20 protein-coding genes and 1 pseudogene are annotated in these 21,704 nt (G+C 60.8%); 7 read left to right on the top strand and 14 right to left on the bottom strand.

Translation table 11 applies throughout. From position 1 onward, the window contains the following. Window positions 1–10 precede the first annotated feature (10 nt). The 7 genes and pseudogenes from FJD34_RS04700 to FJD34_RS04730 all read right to left on the bottom strand — a co-directional run bounded on the left by FJD34_RS04700 (window position 11) and on the right by FJD34_RS04730 (window position 7,072). Entirely contained in the window at window positions 11–1,153 is a 1,143-nt protein-coding gene (locus tag FJD34_RS04700; RefSeq protein WP_090291957.1) for a DUF1120 domain-containing protein, read from the bottom strand. An 11-nt stretch (window positions 1,154–1,164) separates the two neighbouring features. After that, window positions 1,165–3,597: a fimbria/pilus outer membrane usher protein gene (locus FJD34_RS04705; protein WP_174553291.1), complete on the bottom strand. Its 2,433-nt coding sequence runs from the start codon at window positions 3,595–3,597 to the stop codon at window positions 1,165–1,167. 95 nt (window positions 3,598–3,692) lie between these two features. Beyond that, window positions 3,693–4,394 (bottom strand): fimbria/pilus chaperone family protein, encoded by a 702-nt coding sequence (locus FJD34_RS04710; RefSeq protein WP_032859984.1) that lies wholly within the window; start codon window positions 4,392–4,394, stop codon window positions 3,693–3,695. A 33-nt stretch (window positions 4,395–4,427) separates the two neighbouring features. Further along, a pseudogene (locus FJD34_RS04715) lies at window positions 4,428–5,050 on the bottom strand (DUF1120 domain-containing protein). An 89-nt stretch (window positions 5,051–5,139) separates the two neighbouring features. Further along, a complete protein-coding gene (locus FJD34_RS04720) occupies window positions 5,140–5,760 on the bottom strand; it encodes a DUF1120 domain-containing protein (RefSeq protein ID WP_032859983.1) in 621 nt (206 codons plus the stop codon). Between the two features lie 38 nt (window positions 5,761–5,798). Beyond that, entirely contained in the window at window positions 5,799–6,419 is a 621-nt protein-coding gene (locus FJD34_RS04725; RefSeq protein ID WP_032859982.1) for a DUF1120 domain-containing protein, read from the bottom strand. 32 nt (window positions 6,420–6,451) lie between these two features. Then, entirely contained in the window at window positions 6,452–7,072 is a 621-nt protein-coding gene (locus FJD34_RS04730; protein ID WP_032859981.1) for a DUF1120 domain-containing protein, read from the bottom strand. Window positions 7,073–7,485: 413 nt separating this feature from the next. Here FJD34_RS04730 and FJD34_RS04735 point away from each other — a divergent pair, with 413 nt between their 5' ends. The 4 genes from FJD34_RS04735 to FJD34_RS04750 all read left to right on the top strand — a co-directional run bounded on the left by FJD34_RS04735 (window position 7,486) and on the right by FJD34_RS04750 (window position 10,019). After that, window positions 7,486–8,295, top strand: a complete 810-nt coding sequence (locus tag FJD34_RS04735) for a response regulator (RefSeq protein WP_032859980.1) — start codon at window positions 7,486–7,488, stop codon at window positions 8,293–8,295. 202 nt (window positions 8,296–8,497) lie between these two features. Then, a complete protein-coding gene (locus tag FJD34_RS04740) occupies window positions 8,498–9,133 on the top strand; it encodes a response regulator (protein ID WP_032859979.1) in 636 nt (211 codons plus the stop codon). Window positions 9,134–9,227: 94 nt separating this feature from the next. Continuing rightward, complete coding sequence (locus FJD34_RS04745; RefSeq protein WP_032859978.1) at window positions 9,228–9,698, top strand: nuclear transport factor 2 family protein; 471 nt, start codon at window positions 9,228–9,230, stop codon at window positions 9,696–9,698. Window positions 9,699–9,734: 36 nt separating this feature from the next. Then, window positions 9,735–10,019: a GIY-YIG nuclease family protein gene (locus FJD34_RS04750; protein ID WP_090291953.1), complete on the top strand. Its 285-nt coding sequence runs from the start codon at window positions 9,735–9,737 to the stop codon at window positions 10,017–10,019. Between the two features lie 203 nt (window positions 10,020–10,222). Here FJD34_RS04750 and FJD34_RS04755 read toward each other — a convergent pair whose 3' ends face one another. Then, window positions 10,223–10,576, bottom strand: a complete 354-nt coding sequence (locus FJD34_RS04755) for a glutaredoxin family protein (protein WP_032859976.1) — start codon at window positions 10,574–10,576, stop codon at window positions 10,223–10,225. Beyond that, the gene (yejK, locus tag FJD34_RS04760) at window positions 10,576–11,580 is read right to left on the bottom strand and encodes a nucleoid-associated protein YejK (protein ID WP_032859975.1); all 1,005 of its coding nucleotides are present in this window, start codon (window positions 11,578–11,580) and stop codon (window positions 10,576–10,578) included. The genes FJD34_RS04755 and yejK overlap by 1 nt, the downstream gene beginning before the upstream one ends. Before the next feature lie 396 nt (window positions 11,581–11,976). On the opposite strand from yejK, the gene FJD34_RS04765 reads away from it, so the two are divergent. Then, window positions 11,977–12,258 (top strand): HU family DNA-binding protein, encoded by a 282-nt coding sequence (locus FJD34_RS04765; RefSeq protein ID WP_032859974.1) that lies wholly within the window; start codon window positions 11,977–11,979, stop codon window positions 12,256–12,258. Window positions 12,259–12,454: 196 nt separating this feature from the next. Here FJD34_RS04765 and rlmF read toward each other — a convergent pair whose 3' ends face one another. From rlmF to FJD34_RS04790, 5 genes are all read right to left on the bottom strand, one after another. Then, window positions 12,455–13,471: a 23S rRNA (adenine(1618)-N(6))-methyltransferase RlmF gene (rlmF, locus tag FJD34_RS04770; protein WP_090291951.1), complete on the bottom strand. Its 1,017-nt coding sequence runs from the start codon at window positions 13,469–13,471 to the stop codon at window positions 12,455–12,457. Between the two features lie 227 nt (window positions 13,472–13,698). Continuing rightward, a complete protein-coding gene (locus FJD34_RS04775) occupies window positions 13,699–16,545 on the bottom strand; it encodes a valine--tRNA ligase (protein WP_032859972.1) in 2,847 nt (948 codons plus the stop codon). A gap of 148 nt (window positions 16,546–16,693) precedes the next feature. Then, the gene (locus tag FJD34_RS04780) at window positions 16,694–17,077 is read right to left on the bottom strand and encodes a DNA polymerase III subunit chi (RefSeq protein ID WP_090291950.1); all 384 of its coding nucleotides are present in this window, start codon (window positions 17,075–17,077) and stop codon (window positions 16,694–16,696) included. A gap of 7 nt (window positions 17,078–17,084) precedes the next feature. Next, window positions 17,085–17,513 carry a DNA polymerase III subunit chi gene (locus tag FJD34_RS04785; RefSeq protein WP_032859970.1) on the bottom strand — a complete coding sequence of 143 codons (429 nt, stop codon included), beginning with the start codon at window positions 17,511–17,513 and terminating at the stop codon, window positions 17,085–17,087. Window positions 17,514–17,670: 157 nt separating this feature from the next. After that, the gene (locus tag FJD34_RS04790; protein ID WP_090291948.1) at window positions 17,671–19,161 is read right to left on the bottom strand and encodes a leucyl aminopeptidase; all 1,491 of its coding nucleotides are present in this window, start codon (window positions 19,159–19,161) and stop codon (window positions 17,671–17,673) included. Window positions 19,162–19,443: 282 nt separating this feature from the next. Between FJD34_RS04790 and lptF the strand changes: the two genes are divergently transcribed. Both lptF and lptG read left to right on the top strand, forming a co-directional pair. After that, window positions 19,444–20,562, top strand: a complete 1,119-nt coding sequence (gene lptF / locus FJD34_RS04795) for an LPS export ABC transporter permease LptF (protein ID WP_090291947.1) — start codon at window positions 19,444–19,446, stop codon at window positions 20,560–20,562. Then, entirely contained in the window at window positions 20,555–21,634 is a 1,080-nt protein-coding gene (lptG, locus tag FJD34_RS04800) for an LPS export ABC transporter permease LptG (RefSeq protein WP_032859967.1), read from the top strand. The genes lptF and lptG overlap by 8 nt, the downstream gene beginning before the upstream one ends. The last annotated feature ends 70 nt before the right edge of the window (window positions 21,635–21,704 follow it).

Below are 21,704 nucleotides of genomic sequence, written 5' to 3' on the forward strand. Positions count from 1 at the left end.
ATTCCAGAGGCTAGAGGTAGATGATTTCCAGGGTGCCCGAGCCGTTGATGCGTACCACCGTGCGTAGATCCAGGGACTGGGTGGGGGCCAGGTAGGCCTTGATACGGACGGTACCGGCCAGGTTTTGCAACGCGATCGGGCCAAGGGTATTGCCGGCGCTGTTGGTAAATCCCATGAGGCTGTTGGCGGCGATAGGAATCTGTCGTGCACTGGAGCTGCTCCAGGCCTGGCCGCTGCTGGTGGAGTCCGTACGGTAGAGCGTGCCGTAGGCATCGGCGGTGAAATCCGCGGGGTCGATGTTCAGGTAGTAGCGGCCGATCTTGTTCCGGCTGTTGTCCAGGTCCAGGCCATAGGCGGTTTCATCGGTGCCGCCGGTCGCTGTACCGAAGCGGTTGTCGTGCATCAGCAGGGCGAAGGGCGTGGGCGCATCGCAACTGACAGAAAATTGCAGGGTACGGGTGGGCAGTGGGTTTTCGTTGGTGCTGCTCAGGTCCTTGGCCAACAAGGTGCCGTAATCGACCAGGCCACCATTGGACAGCTGCGGCATGCACGCGGCGGGTGCAAAGTGGGCGCGCAGGGTCAGTTCCCGGTAGCGACCGCTCTGGCGGCTATAGATTGTCCCTGGTACTTCCCAGGTGGTGGTGTCCTTGACCCGTGTGGCAGCGATATCGGCAAAGGCACTGAAGGTCAATTGCACGGAAAAGTGCTGGCCGCTGAGTACCGTATCGCCCTTGACCGGCGCGATGCCGTGGTTCGTGCGCCAGTTCAGCAGAGTGCCGCGAGCCACCGGCGGTTGGCCGAGTGCTGGGACCAAGCCAAGCTCCACAGCGTTGCCGTCCAGTACTGCGTCGCTGGCCTGGATCGCGTAACTGCCATGCTCGGTGAACTGCAGGCGCTGGGCATTGGCTGCCAGGGCTCTATAAAACAGACTCATATCGGCAGGTTGTGGACAGCTGAAGTTCAGGCTCATGCGCCGCTCACCCAGGGGGCGTTCAGACGCGCTGTCACGTTGGGCAATACGGCTCATCAGACCGAAGTCCAGCAGTGCTTCGCTGATGTTCAACTGGCATTCGTCCTCGGCGACGGCGTTGCTGGTGAATATCACCAGCATCAGCGTCACGGCCAGACGTGGCAGGGCAGAAATTATATCCATGGTGATTGTCCTCATGACTGATCACATCGGGCAGGTGCGGTTTCGAAATACACCCGCGGGTCGCTTTTTTCCGGCAACTCGAACCACAAGGCACAACGCGCCATTCCAGGTGCACTGACCCACAGTTGCGGTTGCTCAAGCACATTGGGCAGGAACACCTGGCCGCCGTCTTGAACCAGGGTCACGAACTCACCGCTAGCGGTGGTGACGGACGCCCCACGTGGCAGTGGCGTGCCCTGTTCGTTGCGCACGTAGAGCAATGCCCTGCGTGTCAGGGTCACGCCGAAGTCGACCCGATCCACGGCGCCGCGCCCGGCAGCGATCATCGCCAGGCCGTTGTTGATATCAGCGTTACGCGGCAGCGAGCGGGTCTGCACTTCCACCGGGCTGCGGCCATAAGCGCTCAACTGTGGCACCACGGCCTGGCCTTGCCAGTCGGTCCATACCGGACCGCTGGGGGTGCTCAGCTTGATGCCCTGCATATCGCCGACCGCGAGCAGGGCGAAGGTGTCACGCACCGGATAGGGCGACAGCGTTACGCCACCGCCATGCACCACCACACCGCCACGGGCACTGCCTTGATAACTTGAACGTTCGGCATCGGAGCGGCTGTAGCTGAAGTCGAGCTGGCTGTAGCGGGGCAGGGCCGAGAGGCCGAGGGTGGTTTCTACCTGCTGGTCGCGGCTGTCGTGTTCGGCGCTGACGCGGTAACTCAGTTGATCGTCGATCTGCTCGTTCAAACCGAGGCCGGTGCGGTGCTCGCCGCCCGAGTTGCGCACCCAACTGCGTACCCGACGGTTCTCGCCCAGGGGCAGGCTGATATTCAGGTACGCCGCATTGTCTTGCTGCTGACGGCCCCCCATTTGCCATTCCGCACTGGCCGACAGCGACACCCCACGCACACCGCTGCCCCAGGACACCAGGCCGCGGCTGCTGCTGTCGCCATCAAAGCTGCTGGAGCGCGAAACCCCGGCGCTGAAGGCGCCCAACCAGGGATGGGACCAACCCAGGGTGGCGCTTTGCTGATCGCGATAACGTGAGCGACGCTGCTGCGTAGTCTCGGGTTCGTAGGTGGCTTCTTCCAGCTCCCGATAGCCCGGTGTGCGCCAGGAATTGGCCACGCTGAACGACCATTGATCATTCAGGCGCTGGGACCAGGACAGGTCGGTCTGCAGCCCGCGGGCTTTGTCCCGTGCCTGCGCATCGGCGACCTGGCTGGACAGTTGCACTTGACTGTCCAGCCACGGCAGCCAGCCCAGGCTCAGCCCCGCCGCGCGGTATTCGCTGGACGCCAGCACGCCGCTGCCCAAGGACAGTTGCGGGTGCACGGCGCCGGTCCAGCCCGCACTGGCTACCCACGGATCCTCGCCCTGGGTATCACCGATGTTGCGCACGCGTCCCGCGGCCACTGAATAACCTGGCGCTGGCAACCCGAGGCCGAGCATGGCGGCTGGGACGGTGAACTGCCGCTCGTCACCGCTGCTTTCCCTGACGGTGACGTCGACGTCCGAGCGTGAATTCAAGCGTCGTACATCTGTCAGGGAAAACGGCCCGGCGGGGACCACTGTTGAGTGAATCAACGCGCCGTTCTGCCGCACTTCGACTTGCGCCGGGCTGTTGGCGATACCGTTGATGGTCGCGCCTTGGCCTTGTTCTTGAAGGGCCTGTTCGGTGAGTACCTGGACCCCCGTGATTTGCGCGCCGGACAACACCGGGTTGTAGAGATTGATCTGCCCGGCTTGCAGCACCGCCTGATGGCTGGCAAAGGTGCGTTGCGCATAAGCCTCCAGATGGGTGCTGCGCGACAGGCTGTCCTGCCAGGTCTGTACCTGGCGGCTGCGCACGATCCAGTCACCGGCATTGAAGCCGACCTCGGTATTGGCCGAGCCAAACCGGCTGTCGCCATCGCCAAAGCGATTGTAAAACCCGGTGAGATCGTAGTTGAGCAGGCCGGCAACGCCGCCGGTTTCATAACCCGAGATGTCCTGTTGCAATGGCCGCAAGGCCTCGGTCGGTACGACCAGAGAGACCGTGAGACTGGCCGGGTCGGGCTCCACCACGCTTTGTGGATATTGTGCGAGAAAGGCATGACAGGGGCCGTCGTCGCTGGGGACCAACAGGTTGGCAGCGTCCAACAGGGCACGGTCAAAACACAGCGTACCCTGTTGATCAAAGCCCACTTCCAGCCGCCCCCGGCGCTGGCCGTTGACCTGCAGGCTGACGGCATGCCGGCCGGCGGTAAAGCGCGGTGCGTCCAGCAACAGGCTGGCCAGTTGTGGATCAATACCACGCTGGTGCAGGGTCGTGGCATCAAAGCCTGGTCGTTCTGCGGCCCAGCCTCTGCCGGGCAACAGGGCGCATGCCAACAGCAGCGCGGGCAAGGCGATACGCGCAGGAATCTCGGGCACGGCTTTGCCGTCACGGTAGCTCAATACTGTTTTCACGAAGGGCACTCAAATGATGGGCGTTGGTGCGCCCTGGTGACGGTCTTCGAGCCGTCACTTCGTTATGCAGGCGCCGGGCGCCTGATGTTTAGTGGTCAGGTAATCGGAGCTTCATAGGCGGCGACTGCAAAGCCATACACCGTGGCCGGCTGCAGTCGGACTTTGCTGGCCGGGCCGCCGGTGGCTGGCACACTCAGGGTTTCTCCCGGCAACACGTAGGTGCGCGGCAGCATCGCCTTGCCGTCACCCGGGAGCAGGCGCAGTTCCTGGGCCAGGCGTACGACATACGGGCTGTCATTGCGCACCTGCAAGGTGTTGTCATTTAGCGACCAGGCAAGCCCGGTCCACGGTGTGCGATTGGGGGCCAGGCCCCTGGGATGAATGATCACCGGCAGGTTCTGGCGCACCGTCACGCCAACCCGCGCATGCCCGGCTTCAGTGGCTGGACGGCCCTGAGGCATGCCTTCGAAGATCGCCCGCTTGAGGCGCTGGGTGAGCAAGGGTTGCTGATTTTGCAGGATGAAACGTACCAGTTGTGATTTGGACGCCTCGACCCGCGATAGCGGTGGAGTGACCACCAACAACGGTTCGGTGTCTTCGGGAATGTCTTCCAGGGTGACGTGCAGCAAGGCGAGTTGACTGTCGGTGTTGGTGACCGACACGGCGGTTTCGCCATCGGCTTCGTAAATGATCACCACGGAGGTATCCGGAACCATTCCGTCGGCCTGTGCACACGTGCCAAACAGTAGCGTCAGGGCCGCGATACTGGCCACAGTTTTCAACAATGCTGTCGTCATGACGGGGTTTTCCATAGGGGAAATATGAAGAGCTCAGAGGTAGCGCAAATCCAGCACGATGGAGCCATCGAGGGGCACCTCCTGATTCAGGGTCAGGTATTGGGCAAAGTTGATGGCGGTGTCGATTTGCAGTTGGGCGCTTAACTGGCCGATGAAGTCGGGCTGCCGATCACCGGGGGGAGCAAAGCCGACGTAGGATCTGGGGGGGCATTGGGGGCCGGTGCCCAGGTTTCACCGTTGTCGCTGGAGGCCAGGGCTTGCATGGAGAGCGCGTCGCCCAGCGGGTTGCGATAAGACAGCGCCACTGACCCCAGGCGCTCGGCAGGCACGTGGATGTTTCTGCCCAGGCTGTAAACGCTTGGGCCCAGTGAGGACTCGGCTCGGTTGTCGACCCCTACCAGGGCAAACAGCATGGGCCTGGAGCACTGCACACTCAGTTCCAGTAAGCGGCTGGGCAGCATGGTGAACTCACTGGGGTTGAGGGTATGAGCAGGAATTTTTCCGTGATCGACCATGCCCTCGTCTGATAGCTCGACGTGACAGGCATCCGGCGTCAGCCGCCCGGTCACGGTGATTTCGACAAAAGATGCGGCGAAGGCCGTAGTGACGTTGCTCAGCAAAAGCACTATCGCCAGGAGGCGAGGGTAGGTATTCATCGGTTGGCGCCACTGGCCGAGGTGCAGACGGCCGCTACGGAAAAAATACCCATGCCTGCCTGTTCCAGCCAGGCATGGGCGCCCAAGGCTTACAGGTACTTCACTTCAAGGGTGGCCGAGCCGTCGAGCGTGACCTCGTTGCTCAGGTCCAGGCCATCGGTGCGGGCGATGGAGGTGTCTACCACCAACTCGGTTACCAGTTCCTTGATGGCGGCCGGTTGGGTGGCATCGTCCAGAGTGGCCAGCGCCATGTACAAGCCGGCGTCCCAGAGCTTTTCGCTGTACCAGGTATTGCCGCCATCGGACGAAGCGATTGTTTGCATCTGTGCCCCATCGGCAACGGCGTTGCGTAGCATCAGTTGGAACCAGCCCAGCTTCTGGGTGCCGTTGATCAGGCCCAGGCCATAGTCGGAAGACATGATGGATGAACCGGCACGGTTATCGATGGAGTGCAGGGCAAACTGGATGGGGGCGTCGCATACCACCACCAGGGTCATGACGTGTGTACCGATCAATGTGGGATTGTCCGGACGCAGGTCTTTTGCGGAGATCTTGCCGTGGTCGATGATCCCGCCACTGCTCATGTTCGGTGTGCAGGCGCTGGGCACGATCAGCCCCTTGACGGTCAGGTCCACGGTGGAGGCAGCATAAGCGGTGGTGGAACCGAGGAACATCAGGCCGGTGGCGATGGCCGTAAACAGGGGCTTCATGGCGGCGAATTCCTTTTGATAGCGTTTATGTGTGGCGCTTAGAGGTAGTTGACCTGGACCGTGGCGTGCCCGTCGACGGGGACTTCATCGGTCAGGGTCAGGTCGTCGGCGGGGGCGATATGGGCGTACAGGCGGATCTCGGCGTCGAAATTCTGTACCGCGATGGGTACCAGTTGGTTACCTATTGCGACGGCCGTCAGCATGGTGTGGGTGAGCAGGCTGGTCGGCAGCCACGTCACGCCGCCGTCTTGTGAGGTGATGGTGCGTACAGCGACGCCATCAGCCACAGGGGCATACAGATGAAAGGCGGTACCGCCGAGCTTTTCGCCTTCCGGTGTCATCCCCAGTCCATGCCAGAAGTCGTGATTGGCGGAGGAGCCTGCGCGGTTATCGATGGTGGTCAGGGTGAAAAACGTCGGTGCTTCACAGCGCACGCTCAATTGTATGGATTGGTTGGGCAGTGAGGTGTACTGCTCGGCGTTCAGGTCTTTGACCGCCAATTTTCCGAAGTCGACCATGCCTCCTCCGGAGATCAGTGGGGCACAGGCGCTGGGGGTGATACTGCCTTTGACCGTGAGGTCGGTATTGCTGGCGGCCATTGCGATTGACGATACGCCGGCTAGGCAGGCAACCAAGGGGATGCTGCGAAGAAAGTGCATTGTGTGAGCCCTCCTGGCGTTCTGGTTTGGCATTACAGGTACATCACTTCCAGCGTTCCGGAACCGTCGATAGGCTGCTCTTCGCTGAAATCAAACTGATCCGCGCGAGCGATTTGGGTGGCTACTTCAAGGTCCATGACCAGATCCTTTACCGGGATCAGCGCCGTGGCATCATCCAGGGCACCCACACCCCACAGGGTTTGCAGTTCCCAGAGCCTCTCTGCATACCAGGTACTGCCACCATCGCTAGACGCGATGGGTTGTACAGCGACGGCATCAGCCACCATGTTCAGAGGCGTCAGATAAAACCTGCCGAGTTTCTTGTTCTCATTGATCAGGCCCAGGCCGAAATCGCTGCTGCCGGTGGATGTTCCGGCACGGTTGTCGATGGGCCTGATGGCCATGGCGGTGAGGCCTTCGCAATTGATCGTCAGTTGCAGCGTGAACCTGGGAAGGGATGTCGGGTTGTTCTGTACCAGGTCCTTGGAGGCGATCTTTCCATGGTCGACAACACCGCCGCCGGAGAGGGTTGGTGTGCAGGCGTTGGGTGTGATCAGGCCCTTTACCGTCAGGTCCACGGAGCTGGCGGCAAAGGCAGATGCAGAGCTGGCGAGCAACAGGGCAGTGCCCAGCAGGGTTAGGGATTTGTTCATTTTCAGGTTGTTCCAGTGCAAGGTCGGCTGTTGAAGCGCGCAGGGCAATGCCTTTCCCTGGACAGGGGCAGGTTGCAAGGCGGCTTGGCGTATCTGTTTCAGGTCTGCCGCAGTGCGGCATCCCTGTTCCCTCTGGTTGGGGTGGGCGCAATTTATCGAGAGGCGGGGACTGGGGGAATACAACTATTACGACAATGGCGGGGCGGATAAAAAACCGCTTGTGCCATGTCGGAATAGTTTGTTTGGCATGTAGGACAAGTGGTTTTTTCGTAGTAGTTGCATCGTCACCAAGGCGTTCATAGCGATATTTTTAGGTGGCGATGGCGGTCATATGAGTGTTTGTGATGCGCTCTCTGACCGTTGCGTCAGTGCCAGCCGGGCGCTGTAGAACTGATCGCAACACTGAGGTGAACATGGAGACTGGCGTATCGTTGAACGCAGTGCTTTCCCGTGAACTGAGACCCTCGACCGTTCCGCCACCGCATTGGCAACATCTGAAGGTATTGGTGGTGGAGGACCACTCTGCCTATCGCGCCTTGATGGGGTGGTTTCTGAAGAAGCTAGGGTTGGGCCATCAATTGGTTGGCGATGGGCTACACGGGCTGGCGGCCCTCGCCGAATGCCCTTTCGATCTGGTCATCAGCGATTGCCAGATGCCACTGATGGACGGCTACAGCATGAGTCGTGCTATCCGTCGTCGTGAGTGTGCCAACGACCTGGCGCGAGTGCCGATCATTGCATTGACGGGTAACCTGGTACACGACGATCCCCAACGCTGTCGCGATGCGGGTATGGACGCCTGGTTGCTCAAGCCGTTGTCCCTTGAGCAACTGCATAGCGTATTGGCATTGTGGCTGCCCGGCCCGGCCGATGCGAAGCTGCACGCGCCGGTCTCGGCACTCTGGCCGAGCCGTATTGACCTGATCGAAAGCTTTGGTGATGCCCGCGTGGTGAATCAGATGCTCGCCAGTCTGCTTTGTGAGGCCCGGGAAGACAGTGCAGCCCTGGATCACGCCCGCATGACCCTGAATGTGCCGCTGACTGCCGAACGCCTGCATCGCCTGGTGGGAAGTCTGGCCTTTCTCGGCGTCGCAGAGTTGGAGTTGCGCGGGATGCGCCTGATCGAGCATGTCCATACCCAAGGCATTGTGTTGACAAAACCGCAGCTGGAAGCGTTCCAGACGGACCTGCGGGCCTACCTCGTTTACCTGGGCTCGTTGTGATGTGCTCGGCGATTTGTAGGGGGATGGAGTTCTGTGTTGAAGGCTTTGGATGTAGGTGTTTTCTTTTTATTTTGTAGGTTTTGGTTGGGTAACTACCAAACATTGATCTCGGCGAAAAAAGCGCGGGACTTAGGCGGTTGTTGAGGGCGGCTGGCGGAGGTATTTTGCGCGGACTCAAATTGCCATCATTCGTGGGTACCTAATGCTTCGCGTAATTATTGCTGACGATCATCCCATTGTACGTATCGGGCAGAGAGTGGTGATCGAGGCGAATAGCAGATGCAAAGTGGTGGGGGAAGCCGAGGGCCCGGATGAATTGCTTCGGCTGCTGGAAAGCACTTCTTGTGATGTGCTGGTGACTGATTTCGCTATGCCGGGAGGCCAGCAGGCCGACGGCTATGGCTTGCTGAGCCTGCTGCGCCGCCAGTATCCGAAGTTGCCCGTGATTCTGGTGACCATGTTTGCCAATGTCGCCACCTTGCGTGCCTCCTTTGCCCATGGCGCCCAGGCCATTGTCGCCAAAAGTGCCTCGGCCAAAGAGTTGCCCCAGGCGATCAAGGCGGTGAGCGCTGGGCAGACCTTTGTCAGCGAATGCCTGCGGGTTCAACTGGTGGAGGCTGGCACGGGGGATCAGTCGCAGCAGCCACAGTTGTCCGGCAAGGAGCGGGAAGTGGTGCGTATGCTCGCCAGCGGCATGACGGTCAGTCAGATCGCCGTACGGGTCAATCGCAGCATCTCCACCATCAGCAAACAGAAAAGCACGGCGATGAACCGGCTATGTATTTCCACCGATGTGGATCTATTTGCCTATGCCCGCAGCTGCGGCATGGTGCCATAGGGGCACACCCTTGGCATTTCGGGCGTCAATATCGATGGTGCTCCAGGTCTTTGCACACTATCGTGACTTTCCAAGCCTTTGCTGGATGCTGCCCATGCGCGATGCCCATAATGCCCTGATTACCGAGTTCTACAGCGCCTTCAAGCGCCTGGATGCCGAGGCCATGAGCGCCTGCTATACCGACGACGTGGTGTTCAGCGACCCGGCGTTCGGCGAACTACGTGGACGTGATGCCGGTGACATGTGGCGCATGCTCACCACCCGGGCCAAGGACTTTTCCCTGACCTTCGACAGCGTGCGCAGCGATGACGCCACCGGCAACGCCCACTGGGTGGCCACCTACCTGTTCAGCCAGACCGGCAACACCGTGGTCAACGATATCCAGGCGCGCTTTGTGTTTCGCGATGGCAAGATCTGCGAGCACCACGATCACTTCGACCTGTGGCGTTGGTCGCGCCAGGCGCTGGGTACCAAGGGCCTGTTGCTGGGCTGGACGCCGTTGGTGCGCAATGCGGTGCGTAGCCAGGCATTAAAAGGGTTGAAGGCGTTCCAGGCCAGTCGTTGATAAGATCAGCGTTTCTTTGCTTGGCCAGAGTCCGTTGTGAACAATCCTTCTGAACCCGTCGCTCCCAAGCCTTGGTTTGTCTACTTGGTGCGTGCGGCCAATGGCTCGCTCTATTGCGGGATCAGTAACGACCCGGTACGCCGCTTTGCTGTGCACCAGAGCGGCAAGGGTGCGCGGTTTTTCCTGTCCAGCCCCGCCGTGGCACTGGTCTACACCGAAGCCTGTGCCAGCAAGGGCGAAGCCCTGCGCCAGGAGCGGCTGATCAAAAAACTCAGGAAAAGCGCCAAGGAGTGTCTGGCGCGGGCTTATCAACCTGACTGATCAGTTCCCATCAGGCCCAACGGTAGGCCGCCGGCCTGGTATGCGCGGGTATTGAGCTTCGGCCGTGGCACTTCCCACGCCAGGGGTTCCTGATCAGGTGATCCCCCTGTAGGAGCGAGCTTGCTCGCGAAGAACGTCAACGATAACGCAGCGCTAACAGTTAACCTGCGTCGCCTGTACGTTTTTCGCGAGCAAGCTCGCTCCTACGGGGTTAGTGCTGACAGGATGGCCTCGGGGTTGTATTCGCGAATCAGCGTGCCGTTCACATCCACAAACGGAATCCCGCCGCCGCCCAGCGCTTGATAGGCCTTGCGGCCTTCGGGATCCTGGTCGATATCGACGCTCTTGTAGGGAATGCCCTTCTGATCCAGGAATCGCTGGATCTGCTTGCAGTAGCCGCACCACTGGGTGGCATAAAGCACCACCCGCGCTGACGCCCGGGTCTGCTCCGAGACCACCTGCGAGGGGTTGAACACCCGCTGGATCTTGCCCCAGTTCTGGAACACCACCACCACCAGCAACACCAGCAGGACTTTTTTCAGGACCCCGCCAAGCATCAGTTGCGGCGCTTGAGCTGGTCGGTCAGTTGGGTCGGCAGGCCCTTGATGATCAGGGTGCCGGCGGCCTCGTCGTACTCGATCTTGTCGCCCAGCAAATGCGCTTCAAAGCTGATGGACAAGCCTTCGGCACGCCCGGTGAAGCGGCGGAACTGGTTGAGGGTGCGCTTATCCGCCGGGATTTCCGGGGACAGGCCGTAATCCTTGTTGCGGATGTGATCGTAGAAGGCCTTTGGCCGATCTTCATCGATCAAGCCCGAGAGTTCTTCCAGGCCCATCGGCTCGCCGAGCTTGGCCTGGCTGCTGGCGTAGTCCACCAGGGTCTTGGTTTTCTCGCGGGCGGACTCGTCCGGCAGGTCTTCGCTTTCAACAAAATCGCTGAAGGCCTTGAGCAGGGTACGGGTCTCGCCCGGCCCATCGACCCCTTCCTGGCAGCCGATAAAGTCGCGGAAGTACTCCGAGACCTTCTTGCCGTTCTTACCCTTGATAAAGGAAATGTACTGCTTGGACTGCTTGTTGTTCTGCCATTCGGAGACGTTGATCCGCGCCGCCAGGTGCAATTGGCCCAGGTCCAGGTGGCGCGACGGGGTCACGTCGAGCTGATCGGTCACGGCCACGCCCTCGCTGTGGTGCAGCAGGGCGATGGCCAGGTAGTCGGTCATGCCCTGCTGGTAGTGGGCAAACAGCACGTGGCCGCCGACGGAGAGGTTGGACTCCTCCATCAGTTTCTGCAGATGTTCCACCGCGATCCGGCTGAAGGCGGTGAAATCCTTGGCGCCGTCGAAATATTCCTTCAACCAGCCACTGAACGGGTGCGCGCCGGACTCGGCATGGAAGAAACCCCAGGCCTTGCCTTGTTTGGCGTTATAGCTCTCGTTGAGATCGGCGAGCATGTTCTCGATGGCGGCGGACTCGGCCAATTCGGAGTCACGGGCGTGGAGAACTGCGGGCGTGCCGTCGGGTTTTTTGTCGATCAGGTGGACGATGCAATGACGGATCGGCATGGGCTTCTCGGCTGGTTGGGCGGGAGCGGTCGGCCTCCCGGAAAAAGTTGCCAGTGTACCGCACCCGTTGGTCCCGGCGTCGTTTGAAGCGGTTTCGGGAGCCCTCTGACGGCTCATATGCCTTTTTTTCACGGTTTAGAGCGATAAAGCTGACCAAATGGGTAGGTAGAAGCGGATATTTCCCCGTCTCTGTGCTAGTTTTGCCCCGTCTTACGCGATGTATCGGCGTTAAGCGTGCATTCAGCATTTGTCAGGTCGAACCAAACCCCGTTTCAGGCATCTATAACCCCGATCTCTCGCGGTTATGGCCAGGGGTGCCAGGCCATGATGGTCGGGCTCGATGGCTGACACTGCACTCTGCAATCCAAATGAATTTGATAGGGAAGGAACACCACAATGGCTTTGACTAAAGACCAACTGATCGCTGATATCGCCGAATCCACTGACACCACCAAGGTTCAAGTACGTGCAGTACTGGAGCAACTGGCTCAGATCGTTGGTGACCAGCTGGACAACGGCGGCGAAATCACTCTGCCAGGTGTTGGCAAACTGAAAGTGACCGAGCGTCCAGCCCGTACCGGCCGTAACCCTTCGACTGGCGCTGCCATCGAAATCGCTGCCAAGAAAGTGATCAAGCTGGTTGTGGCCAAAGGCCTGACCGATTCGGTCAACAAGTAAGACGCAGTAAAAAAACCGTGCTCCGGAGCGATCCGGGCACGGTTTTTTGTTGCCTGCGTTTTTTGCTTTATCTGTAGGAGCGAGCTTGTCTCCGGGCGGCGTTCCGACGAAGAGCTAAAGCACACCGCGTTAAACCAGGGAGAACACGTGATCGTTGGCGTTCTTCGCGAGCGAGCTCGCTCCTACAGGAGCGAGCTTAGCGCACCCAGCGCTGGCGCCAGAGCTGCTGCTCGTTCTTGGTCTGGAAGGTCCAGGCCACAAAACGGCTCTGTTTCTGGCCCTGGGACATCTCCACCACCTGGCTTTCCAGCACACCGGCTTTTTTCAGCGCAGTCTCGATGGCGGGCAGGTTGGAGGCTTTTGACACCAGGGTGCTGAACCACAGCACTTTATGGGCAAAGTGCGCACTTTCGGCGATCAACTGCGTGACAAAGCGTGCTTCACCGCCTTCACACCACAGCTCTGCCGATTGGCCACCGAAGTTCAGCACCGGCAACTTGCGCTTGGGGTCGGCCTTGCCCAGGGCACGCCATTTACGCTCGCTGCCTTTGGTCGCTTCGTCCATGGACGCATGGAAGGGCGGGTTGCACATGGTCAGGTCAAACCGCTCACCCGGCTCCAGCAGGCCCAGCAGGATGTGCTTGGGATTGGTTTGCTGGCGTAGCTGGATCACCTTGCTCAGGTCGTTGGACTGCACGATGGCCTTGGCCGCGGCGACCGCTGTCGGGTCAATCTCGGAGCCGAGGAAGTTCCAGCGGTAGTCCATGTAGCCGATCAGCGGGTAGACGCAGTTGGCGCCCATGCCGATGTCCAGCACCTTGACGATCGAGCCACGGGGAATCTTGCCGTCATTGACACTGGCCAGCAGGTCGGCGAGGAAGTGCACGTAATCGGCACGGCCCGGCACCGGTGGGCACAGGTAGTCAGCCGGGATATCCCAGTGCTGCACGCCATAGAACGCCTTGAGCAACGCCCGGTTGAATACCCGCACCGCATCGGGGCTGGCGAAGTCGATGCTTTCCTTGCCGTAAGGGTTAAGGATCACGAACTGGGCCAGTTCCGGCGTGGTCTTGATCAGCGCGGGGAAGTCGTAGCGGCCTGTGTGGCGATTGCGCGGGTGCAGAGTGGCCTCTTTGCGCGGCGTGACGGGCTTGGCCGTGGCGGCGGTTTTAGGCTTCTTGCGCGAAGGTTTTGGCGTGCTGGGGGCGGTCATGGGCTACGTCGATTCTGGGGTTGCTTCAAAAGTGGTGGGTATTGTCACACATTCCGAAGTTGATCTCGGTTAAATGTGGGAGCGGGCTTGCTCGCGAATGCAGTGTGTCAGTTATTGGGTGTGTGTCTGATATACCGCATTCGCGAGCAAGCCAGCTCCCACATTGATTGGGTTTCAACACCAAAAAAAAGAGACCCGAAGGTCTCTTTTTTATCGCAGGCCGGCCCTTACAGGCTGGAAATCCGCGCATGTTGCTCCGCCAATTTGCCCAAGGCCTGCTCGGCCTCGGCCAGCTTGGCGCGTTCCTTGTCGATGACTTCGGCCGGGGCCTTGTCAACGAAGGCGGCGTTGGACAGCTTGCCGCCGACGCGCTGCACCTCGCCTTGCAGGCGCAGGATTTCCTTGTCCAGGCGCGCCAGTTCGGCATCTTTGTCGATCAGGCCGGCCATCGGCACCAGCACTTCCATCTCGCCAACCAGTGCGGTAGCGGACAGCGGTGCTTCGGCGCCAGCGGCCAATACGGTGATCGACTCCAGCTTGGCCAGCTTCTTGAGCAGGGCGTCGTTCTCGGTGAGACGGCGCTGGTCCTCGGCACTGGCGTTCTTCACGAACACCGCCAATGGCTTGCCCGGGCCGATGTTCATCTCGGCGCGGATATTGCGCGTGCCGAGCATCAGGGCCTTGAGCCATTCGATATCGCTTTCGGCCGCCTCGTCGATGCGGGCTTCATTGGCCACTGGCCAAGGTTGCAGCATGATGGTCTTGCCTTCGATACCGGCCAGCGGCGCCAGGCGCTGCCAGATTTCTTCGGTGATGAACGGCATGAACGGGTGCGCGAGGCGCAGCGCCACTTCCAGCACGCGCACCAGGGTGCGGCGGGTGCCGCGCTGGCGCTCGATCGGCGCGTTCTCGTCCCACAGCACCGGCTTGGACAGTTCCAGGTACCAGTCGCAATACTGGTTCCAGATGAACTCGTACAAGGCCTGCGCGGCCAGGTCGAAACGGAACTGGTCGAGTTGGCGGGTCACTTCGGCTTCGGTGCGCTGCAACTGCGAGATGATCCAGCGATCGGCCAGGCTCAGTTCAAAGGCTTCGCCGTTCTGGCCGCAGTCTTCGCCCTTGTCCAGCACGTAGCGCGCCGCGTTCCAGATCTTGTTGCAGAAGTTGCGATAGCCTTCGACGCGGCCCATGTCGAACTTGATGTCGCGACCGGTGGACGCCAGCGAGCAGAAGGTGAAGCGCAGGGCGTCGGTGCCGTAGCTGGCGATGCCGTCGGCAAACTCGTCGCGGGTCTGCTTCTCGATCTTTTTCGCCAGTTTCGGCTGCATCAGGCCCGAGGTGCGTTTTTGCACCAGGGTTTCCAGGTCGATGCCGTCGATGATGTCCAGCGGGTCGAGGACGTTGCCCTTGGACTTGGACATCTTCTGGCCCTGGCCGTCGCGGACCAGGCCGTGCACGTACACGGTCTTGAACGGCACCTGCGGGGTGCCGTCCTCGTTCTTCACCAAATGCATGGTGAGCATGATCATCCGGGCAACCCAGAAGAAAATGATGTCGAAACCGGTGACCAGCACGTCGGTGGAGTGGAATTTCTTCAGGAACTCGGTCTGCTGCGGCCAGCCCAGGGTCGAGAAGGTCCACAGGCCCGAACTGAACCAGGTATCCAGTACGTCGTTGTCCTGTTGCAGCGTCACGTCTGCGCCGAGGTTGTGCTTGGCGCGCACTTCGGCCTCGTCACGGCCGACATAGACCTTGCCCGACTCGTCGTACCAGGCCGGAATCCGGTGGCCCCACCACAGTTGACGGCTGATGCACCAATCCTGGATGTCGCGCATCCACGAGAAATACATGTTTTCGTACTGTTTGGGCACGAACTGGATACGGCCATCTTCCACGGCAGCAATCGCAGGTTCTGCCAGCGGCTTGGTGGAGACGTACCACTGGTCGGTCAGCCATGGCTCGATGATGGTACCGGAGCGGTCGCCTTTCGGCACTTTCAGGGCGTGGTCATCCACACTGACCAAAAGGCCAGCAGCGTCGAAGGCGGCAACGATCTGCTTGCGCGCCTCGAAACGATCGAGACCGGCGTATTCGGCCGGGATCTTGCCATCGATGCTGTCATTGAGCGTGCCGTCGAGGTTGAACACCTGGCAGGCCGGCAGAACGGCGGCATTCTTGTCGAAGATATTCAGCAGCGGCAGGTTATGGCGCTTGCCGACTTCATAGTCGTTGAAATCGTGGGCCGGGGTGATTTTCACGCAACCGGTACCGAATTCAGGGTCGCAGTAGTCATCGGCGATGATCGGGATGCGACGACCCACCAGCGGCAGTTCGACGAACTTGCCGATCAGTGCCTGGTAGCGCTCATCGTTCGGGTTAACGGCCACGGCGGAGTCGCCGAGCATGGTTTCCGGACGGGTGGTGGCGACGATCAGGTAGTCGTTGCCCTCGGCGGTCTTGGCGCCGTCGGCCAGCGGGTACTTGAGGTTCCACAGGAAACCTTTCTCGTCGTGGTTTTCCACTTCAAGGTCGGAAATCGCCGTGTGCAGCTTGGTGTCCCAGTTGACCAGGCGCTTGCCGCGATAAATCAGGCCATCTTCATGCAGGCGCACGAAGGCTTCCTTCACTGCTTCCGACAGGCCATCGTCCATGGTGAAGCGCTCGCGGCTCCAATCCACCGACGAGCCCAGGCGACGGATCTGACGGCTGATATTGCCGCCGGACTGGTCCTTCCATTCCCAGACCTTCTCCAGGAACTTCTCGCGGCCCAGGTCGTGACGGTTCTGGCCGGTGGCTTCCAGTTGGCGTTCCACCAGCATCTGGGTGGCGATACCCGCGTGGTCGGTGCCCGGCTGCCACAAGGTGTTGCGACCCTGCATGCGGCGGAAACGGATCAGGGCGTCCATGATCGCGTTGTTGAAACCGTGACCCATGTGCAGGCTGCCGGTGACGTTCGGCGGCGGGATCATGATCGTGTAGGAATCACCCGCGCCTTGAGGGGCGAAGTAATTCTCGGATTCCCAGGTGTTGTACCAGGAAGTTTCAATGGCGTGCGGCTGGTAGGTCTTATCCATGCGCGGCGGGACCCTAGTTGGCATTTATTCAGGAAAGCCGACAAGTATAACGGGGGATAGGGGAGAGGGCGAGATGAAGAGGGGCTTAAGACTTGCGCTGACCAAATGTGGGAGCGGGCTTGCTCCCACAGGGGGGTATCTGCGTGGCTTAAGACTGGTACTGACTGAGCAACCGCTCCATGCGCGCATCCATCCGGCGCTTGATCTCGGTTTCGATATGCGGGGCAAAATCGTCGATCACGTCCTGCATGATCAATTGCGCAGCGGCGCGCAGTTCGTTGTCCAGGTGCAGCAGCAGGGCGTCGGGGGCCTTTTCGGCGACGGGGTCGGCTTGGACGGTGGGCGGCTCGACTGGCTCGGCAGCGGCGGGTTTGGCGCCGACCATATCGAACAGCAGGGGAATCTGTACCTCTTCTGCGACGGTATCGGTCAGCAGCGGCGGTTGCAGGTTGTCATCACCCAGCAACTGGCGGATCGATTCAAGGTCGTCCAGCAGGTGGTCATCTTTTTTAATCGGGTTGGGAGTGTCCATCGTGTGCTCAGAGTCGCTGTAATCGGTGATCTTGCAGAGAATAGCCCTGTTCGCGGTAGAAACGGAAACTCTCCCGCGCGGCCTGACGAATAGCCGGATCTTCCACCACCACTTCCGCCACGCGGGCGAAACCCTTGGCGAAGGCCGGCACTTTCAGGTCCAGGTTGACCAGCAGGTCATGGTGATCGCCGCAACTGTCGCCCAGGCCCAATGCCACCAAACCGTCTGGCTCTGATTCTGCAGGGCCATGGGGCACGAAGCTCTCGCCCTTGAAGCGCCACAGGCGGGCATCGAGGTCGTCACGCTGGGCGGCATCGCTGCAATGCAGGTAGATGCGGTGGCCCATGCGCCAGGCCTTTTCCGTGAGCTTGCAGGCAAAGTCCAGGCGAGCGGATGGATCGGCGCTGGGCAATATATAGAAGTCGACTTGGGTCATTACATTTCCTGGAGCAGCCTTGCCTGCTTGACCCTGTAGGAGCGAGCTTGCTCGCGAAAATCGCTAACGATGACGCGTTCATTCTGAATGAACGCATTGTCCTCAGGTTTTTCGCGAGCAAGCTCGCTCCTACAGGGTCAAGCAGTGGCCGTGAGGTTTAGGCCTTGGCGCGATCCAGCAGGTACTGGGTCAGCAGCGGAACCGGACGACCGGTAGCGCCCTTGTCCTTGCCGCCGCTGGTCCAGGCAGTGCCGGCGATATCCAGGTGGGCCCAGTTGAAGTTCTTGGCAAAGCGCGACAGGAAGCAAGCGGCGGTGATGGTGCCGGCCTTTGGCCCGCCAATGTTGGCGATGTCGGCGAACGGGCTGTCCAGTTGCTCCTGGTACTCATCGAACAGCGGCAATTGCCAGGCGCGGTCGTCGGCAGCCTTGCCGGCGCTGAGCAGTTGCTCGACCAACTCGTCGTTGTTGCCCAAAAGGCCCGAGGTATGGGAGCCCAGGGCAACGATGCAGGCGCCGGTCAAGGTGGCGATGTCGATCACCGCCTGCGGCTTGAAGCGCTCGGCGTAGGTCAGGGCATCGCACAGCACCAGGCGGCCTTCGGCGTCGGTGTTGAGGATTTCCACGGTCTGGCCGCTCATGGTGGTGACGATATCGCCAGGGCGCGCAGCACCGCCGCTCGGCATGTTCTCGGCGCAGGCCAGGATGCACACCAGGTTGATCGGCAGCTTGAGTTCGAGCACGGCACGCAGGGTACCGAAGACACTGGCGGCGCCGCCCATGTCGTACTTCATTTCGTCCATGCCGGCGCCAGGCTTGAGGCTGATGCCGCCGGTATCGAAGGTGATACCTTTGCCAACCAGGGCGAACGGCTTGTCGGCTTTCTTGCCGCCGTTGTATTGCATGACGATCAGGCGTGGTGGTTGGTCGCTGCCCTGGCCCACGGCATAGAACGAGCCCATGCCCAGTTCCTTGATCTTCTTCTCGTCCAGGACCTCGACCTTCAGGCCCTTGAACTCTTTGCCCAGTGCCTTGGCCTGTTCGCCGAGGTAGGTCGGGTGGCAGATGTTTGGTGGCATATTGCCCAAGTCGCGGGTGAACGCCATGCCGGCGGCGATGGCCTGGGCGTGGGTCGCGGCGCGCTGGACTTCAGCCTGTGCGGCCTTGATGGTCAGCAGGGTGATTTTCTTCAGGGCGCGGGGTTCGGCTTTCTGGCTCTTGAACTGGTCGAAGGTGTAGCCGCCATCCAGCAGGGTTTCGGCCAGCAGGCGGGTCTTGCCATAGCTGTCGCGGCCCTTGACCACGATTTCGTCCAGCGCCAGTGCCGCATCGCTGCCGCCCAGGCCCTTGAGGGTGCTGAGGATGGCGCTGATGATCTTGCGGAACGGGCGGTCGCCCAGTTCAGCGTCCTTGCCCACGCCTACCAGCAATACGCGGTCGGCTTTGAGGTTAGGCAGGCTTTGCAGCAGCAGGCTTTGCCCGACCTTGCCGACCAGGTCGCCACGCTTGAGCACGGCGCTGATGGCGCCACCGCTCAGTTCGTCGACTTGCTTGGCGGCGGCGCCGAGCTTGCGGCCTTCGCCGACGGCGACCACGAGGGTGGCGGTCTTCAACGTTTCGGGGCTAACGCTTTTTACAACCAATTCCATGTTCGGGTCCCTTATATAAGGTCAAAGAGCCTGGAGTCTGTACTCCGGCCTGTAGGCTGGGCCACCTGTAGGCGACCGCGACAAAGCCCGCAGTTTGTACCGCGCCGCCCAGGCCTGACAACCCTTGACGCCAGCTTTGTGCACCGGTGTGAGCAAGCTCCGTGACAGGCGCGGACAATCACAGGATAATGCGCCATCTTTTTCGCCGGCCCGTGTCAACGGGGCGACTTGATATGCTTGCTTGTTTGGCCGCCTTAGCCTGACAACCCTGGAGTGTCTGGTTTGATCGTCTTCCGTTATCTGTCCCGCGAAGTTCTGCTGACCCTGAGTGCCGTGAGTGCGGTATTGCTGGTCATCATCATGAGTGGTCGTTTCGTCAAATACCTGGCCCAGGCCGCCTCGGGTGCCCTGGATCCGGGCTCGCTGTTCCTGATCATGGGCTTTCGCCTGCCAGGCTTTTTGCAGTTGATCCTGCCGTTGGGCCTGTTTCTCGGGATCCTGCTGGCCTATGGCCGGCTCTACCTCGAAAGCGAGATGACCGTGCTGTCGGCCACCGGCATGAGCCAGCAGCGCCTGCTGGCCATGACCATGGTCCCGGCCACCGGCGTGGCGCTGGTGGTGGCCTGGCTGAGCCTGAGCCTGGCCCCCCAGGGCGCCATGCAGTTCCAACTGGTGCTCAATAAACAGGACGCCATGACCGAGTTCGATACCCTCGAACCGGGGCGCTTCCAGGCCCTCAACGATGGCACCCGTGTGACCTACACCGAGCGCATGACCGATGATCGGGCCAACCTCGGCGGTGTATTCATCTCCGAGAAGCGCCTGGGCCAGGACAAGAAAGACCGTGGCATTTCCGTCTTGGTGGCCGATAGCGGGCGCCAGGAAGTACGTCCGGACGGCAGCCGATACCTGATCCTGGAGAACGGCTATCGCTACGACGGCAGCCCCGGCCAGGCCGACTACCGCGCCATCAAGTACGACACCTACGGGGTCATGCTGGCCCGGCCGGATGTGAGTGGCGAGGTTACCGATCGCGATGCCATCCCGACCCTGGACCTGATCGGCAACAACCAATTGCGGGCAATTGCCGAGTTGCAATGGCGTATTTCCCTGCCGTTGCTGGTGTTTATCGTCACCTTGATGGCGGTGCCGCTGTCTCGGGTCAACCCGCGCCAGGGCCGCTTCCTCAAGTTGCTGCCGGCGATCCTGTTGTACATGGCCTACCTGACCATCCTGATTTCCGCCCGTGGCTCCCTGGAGAAGGGCAAGCTGTCGCCGACCCTGGGGTTGTGGTGGGTCCACGGCATCTTCCTGATGATTGGCCTGGGCCTGCTGTACTGGGAACCGATTCGTTTGAAAATGCAGAGCCGTCGCGGCATGAAGGAGATGGCTCGTGGGTAAGTTGGATCGCTACATCGGTAGCAGCGTACTGGTCGCCATCCTGGCGGTATTGGGCATCATCCTCGGCCTGGCGTCGTTGTTTGCCTTCATTGATGAAGTGGGCAACGTCACCGATACCTATACGGTCACTGACGTACTGAGCTACGTGGCGCTGACCGCGCCGCGCCGCCTCTACGACATGATGCCGATGGCCGCGCTGATCGGTTGCCTGATCGGCCTGGGCAGCCTGGCCAGCAACAGTGAACTGACCATCATGCGTGCGGCCGGGGTGTCCGTTGCCCGTATCGTCTGGGCCGTGATGAAACCCATGCTGCTGCTGATGGCTGCTAGTGTGCTGATCGGCGAATACGTGGCGCCACCGGCGGAAACCACGGCCCAGGCCAACCGTGCGCTGGCTCAGGGCTCTGGCGATGCGCAAAGCTCCAAGCGGGGCCTGTGGCACCGCCAGGGCGATGAATTCATCCACATCAACGCGGTGCAACCCGGCGGCCTGCTGGTCGGTGTCACCCGTTATCGCTTTGACGAAGAGCGCCACATGCTGTCGTCGAGCTTTGCCAAGCGGGCACAGTTCAGTGACAACCAGTGGGTGTTGAGCGATGTGACCACCACCCACTTCCGCAACCCTGGCAAAGGCACCGAGGCCAGCACCGAGGTGATCAACGAGCCGACACAGGCCTGGGACATCGCGCTCAAGCCGGAACTGCTCAATACGGTGGTGATGATCCCCGAAAGCCTGCCGATCTCCGGTCTGTGGAGCTATATCCACTACCTCAAGGAGCAGGGCCTGAATAACGGCCGCTACTGGCTGGCATTTTGGGTCAAGGTGTTGCAGCCGGTGGTGACCGCCGCGCTGGTGTTGATGGCGATTTCGTTTATTTTCGGCCCGTTACGCTCGGTGACCCTGGGTCAGCGCGTATTTACCGGGGTGCTGGTCGGTTTCACCTTCCGCATTGCCCAGGATCTGCTGGGGCCGTCGAGCCTGGTATTCGGCTTCTCGCCGCTGTTTGCGGTGCTGGTGCCAACCGGCATCTGTGCCCTGGCCGGGTTCTGGCTGCTGCGGCGGGCCGGTTGATCCGCTGTTGTTGAGCAAAAAATGCCCCGTTCGCAAGAGTGGGGCATTTTTGTTATTGGTCGCCAAAGAT

The sequence above is a fragment of the Pseudomonas brenneri genome (assembly GCF_007858285.1).
Classification (GTDB): Bacteria; Pseudomonadota; Gammaproteobacteria; order Pseudomonadales; family Pseudomonadaceae; genus Aquipseudomonas; species Aquipseudomonas brenneri.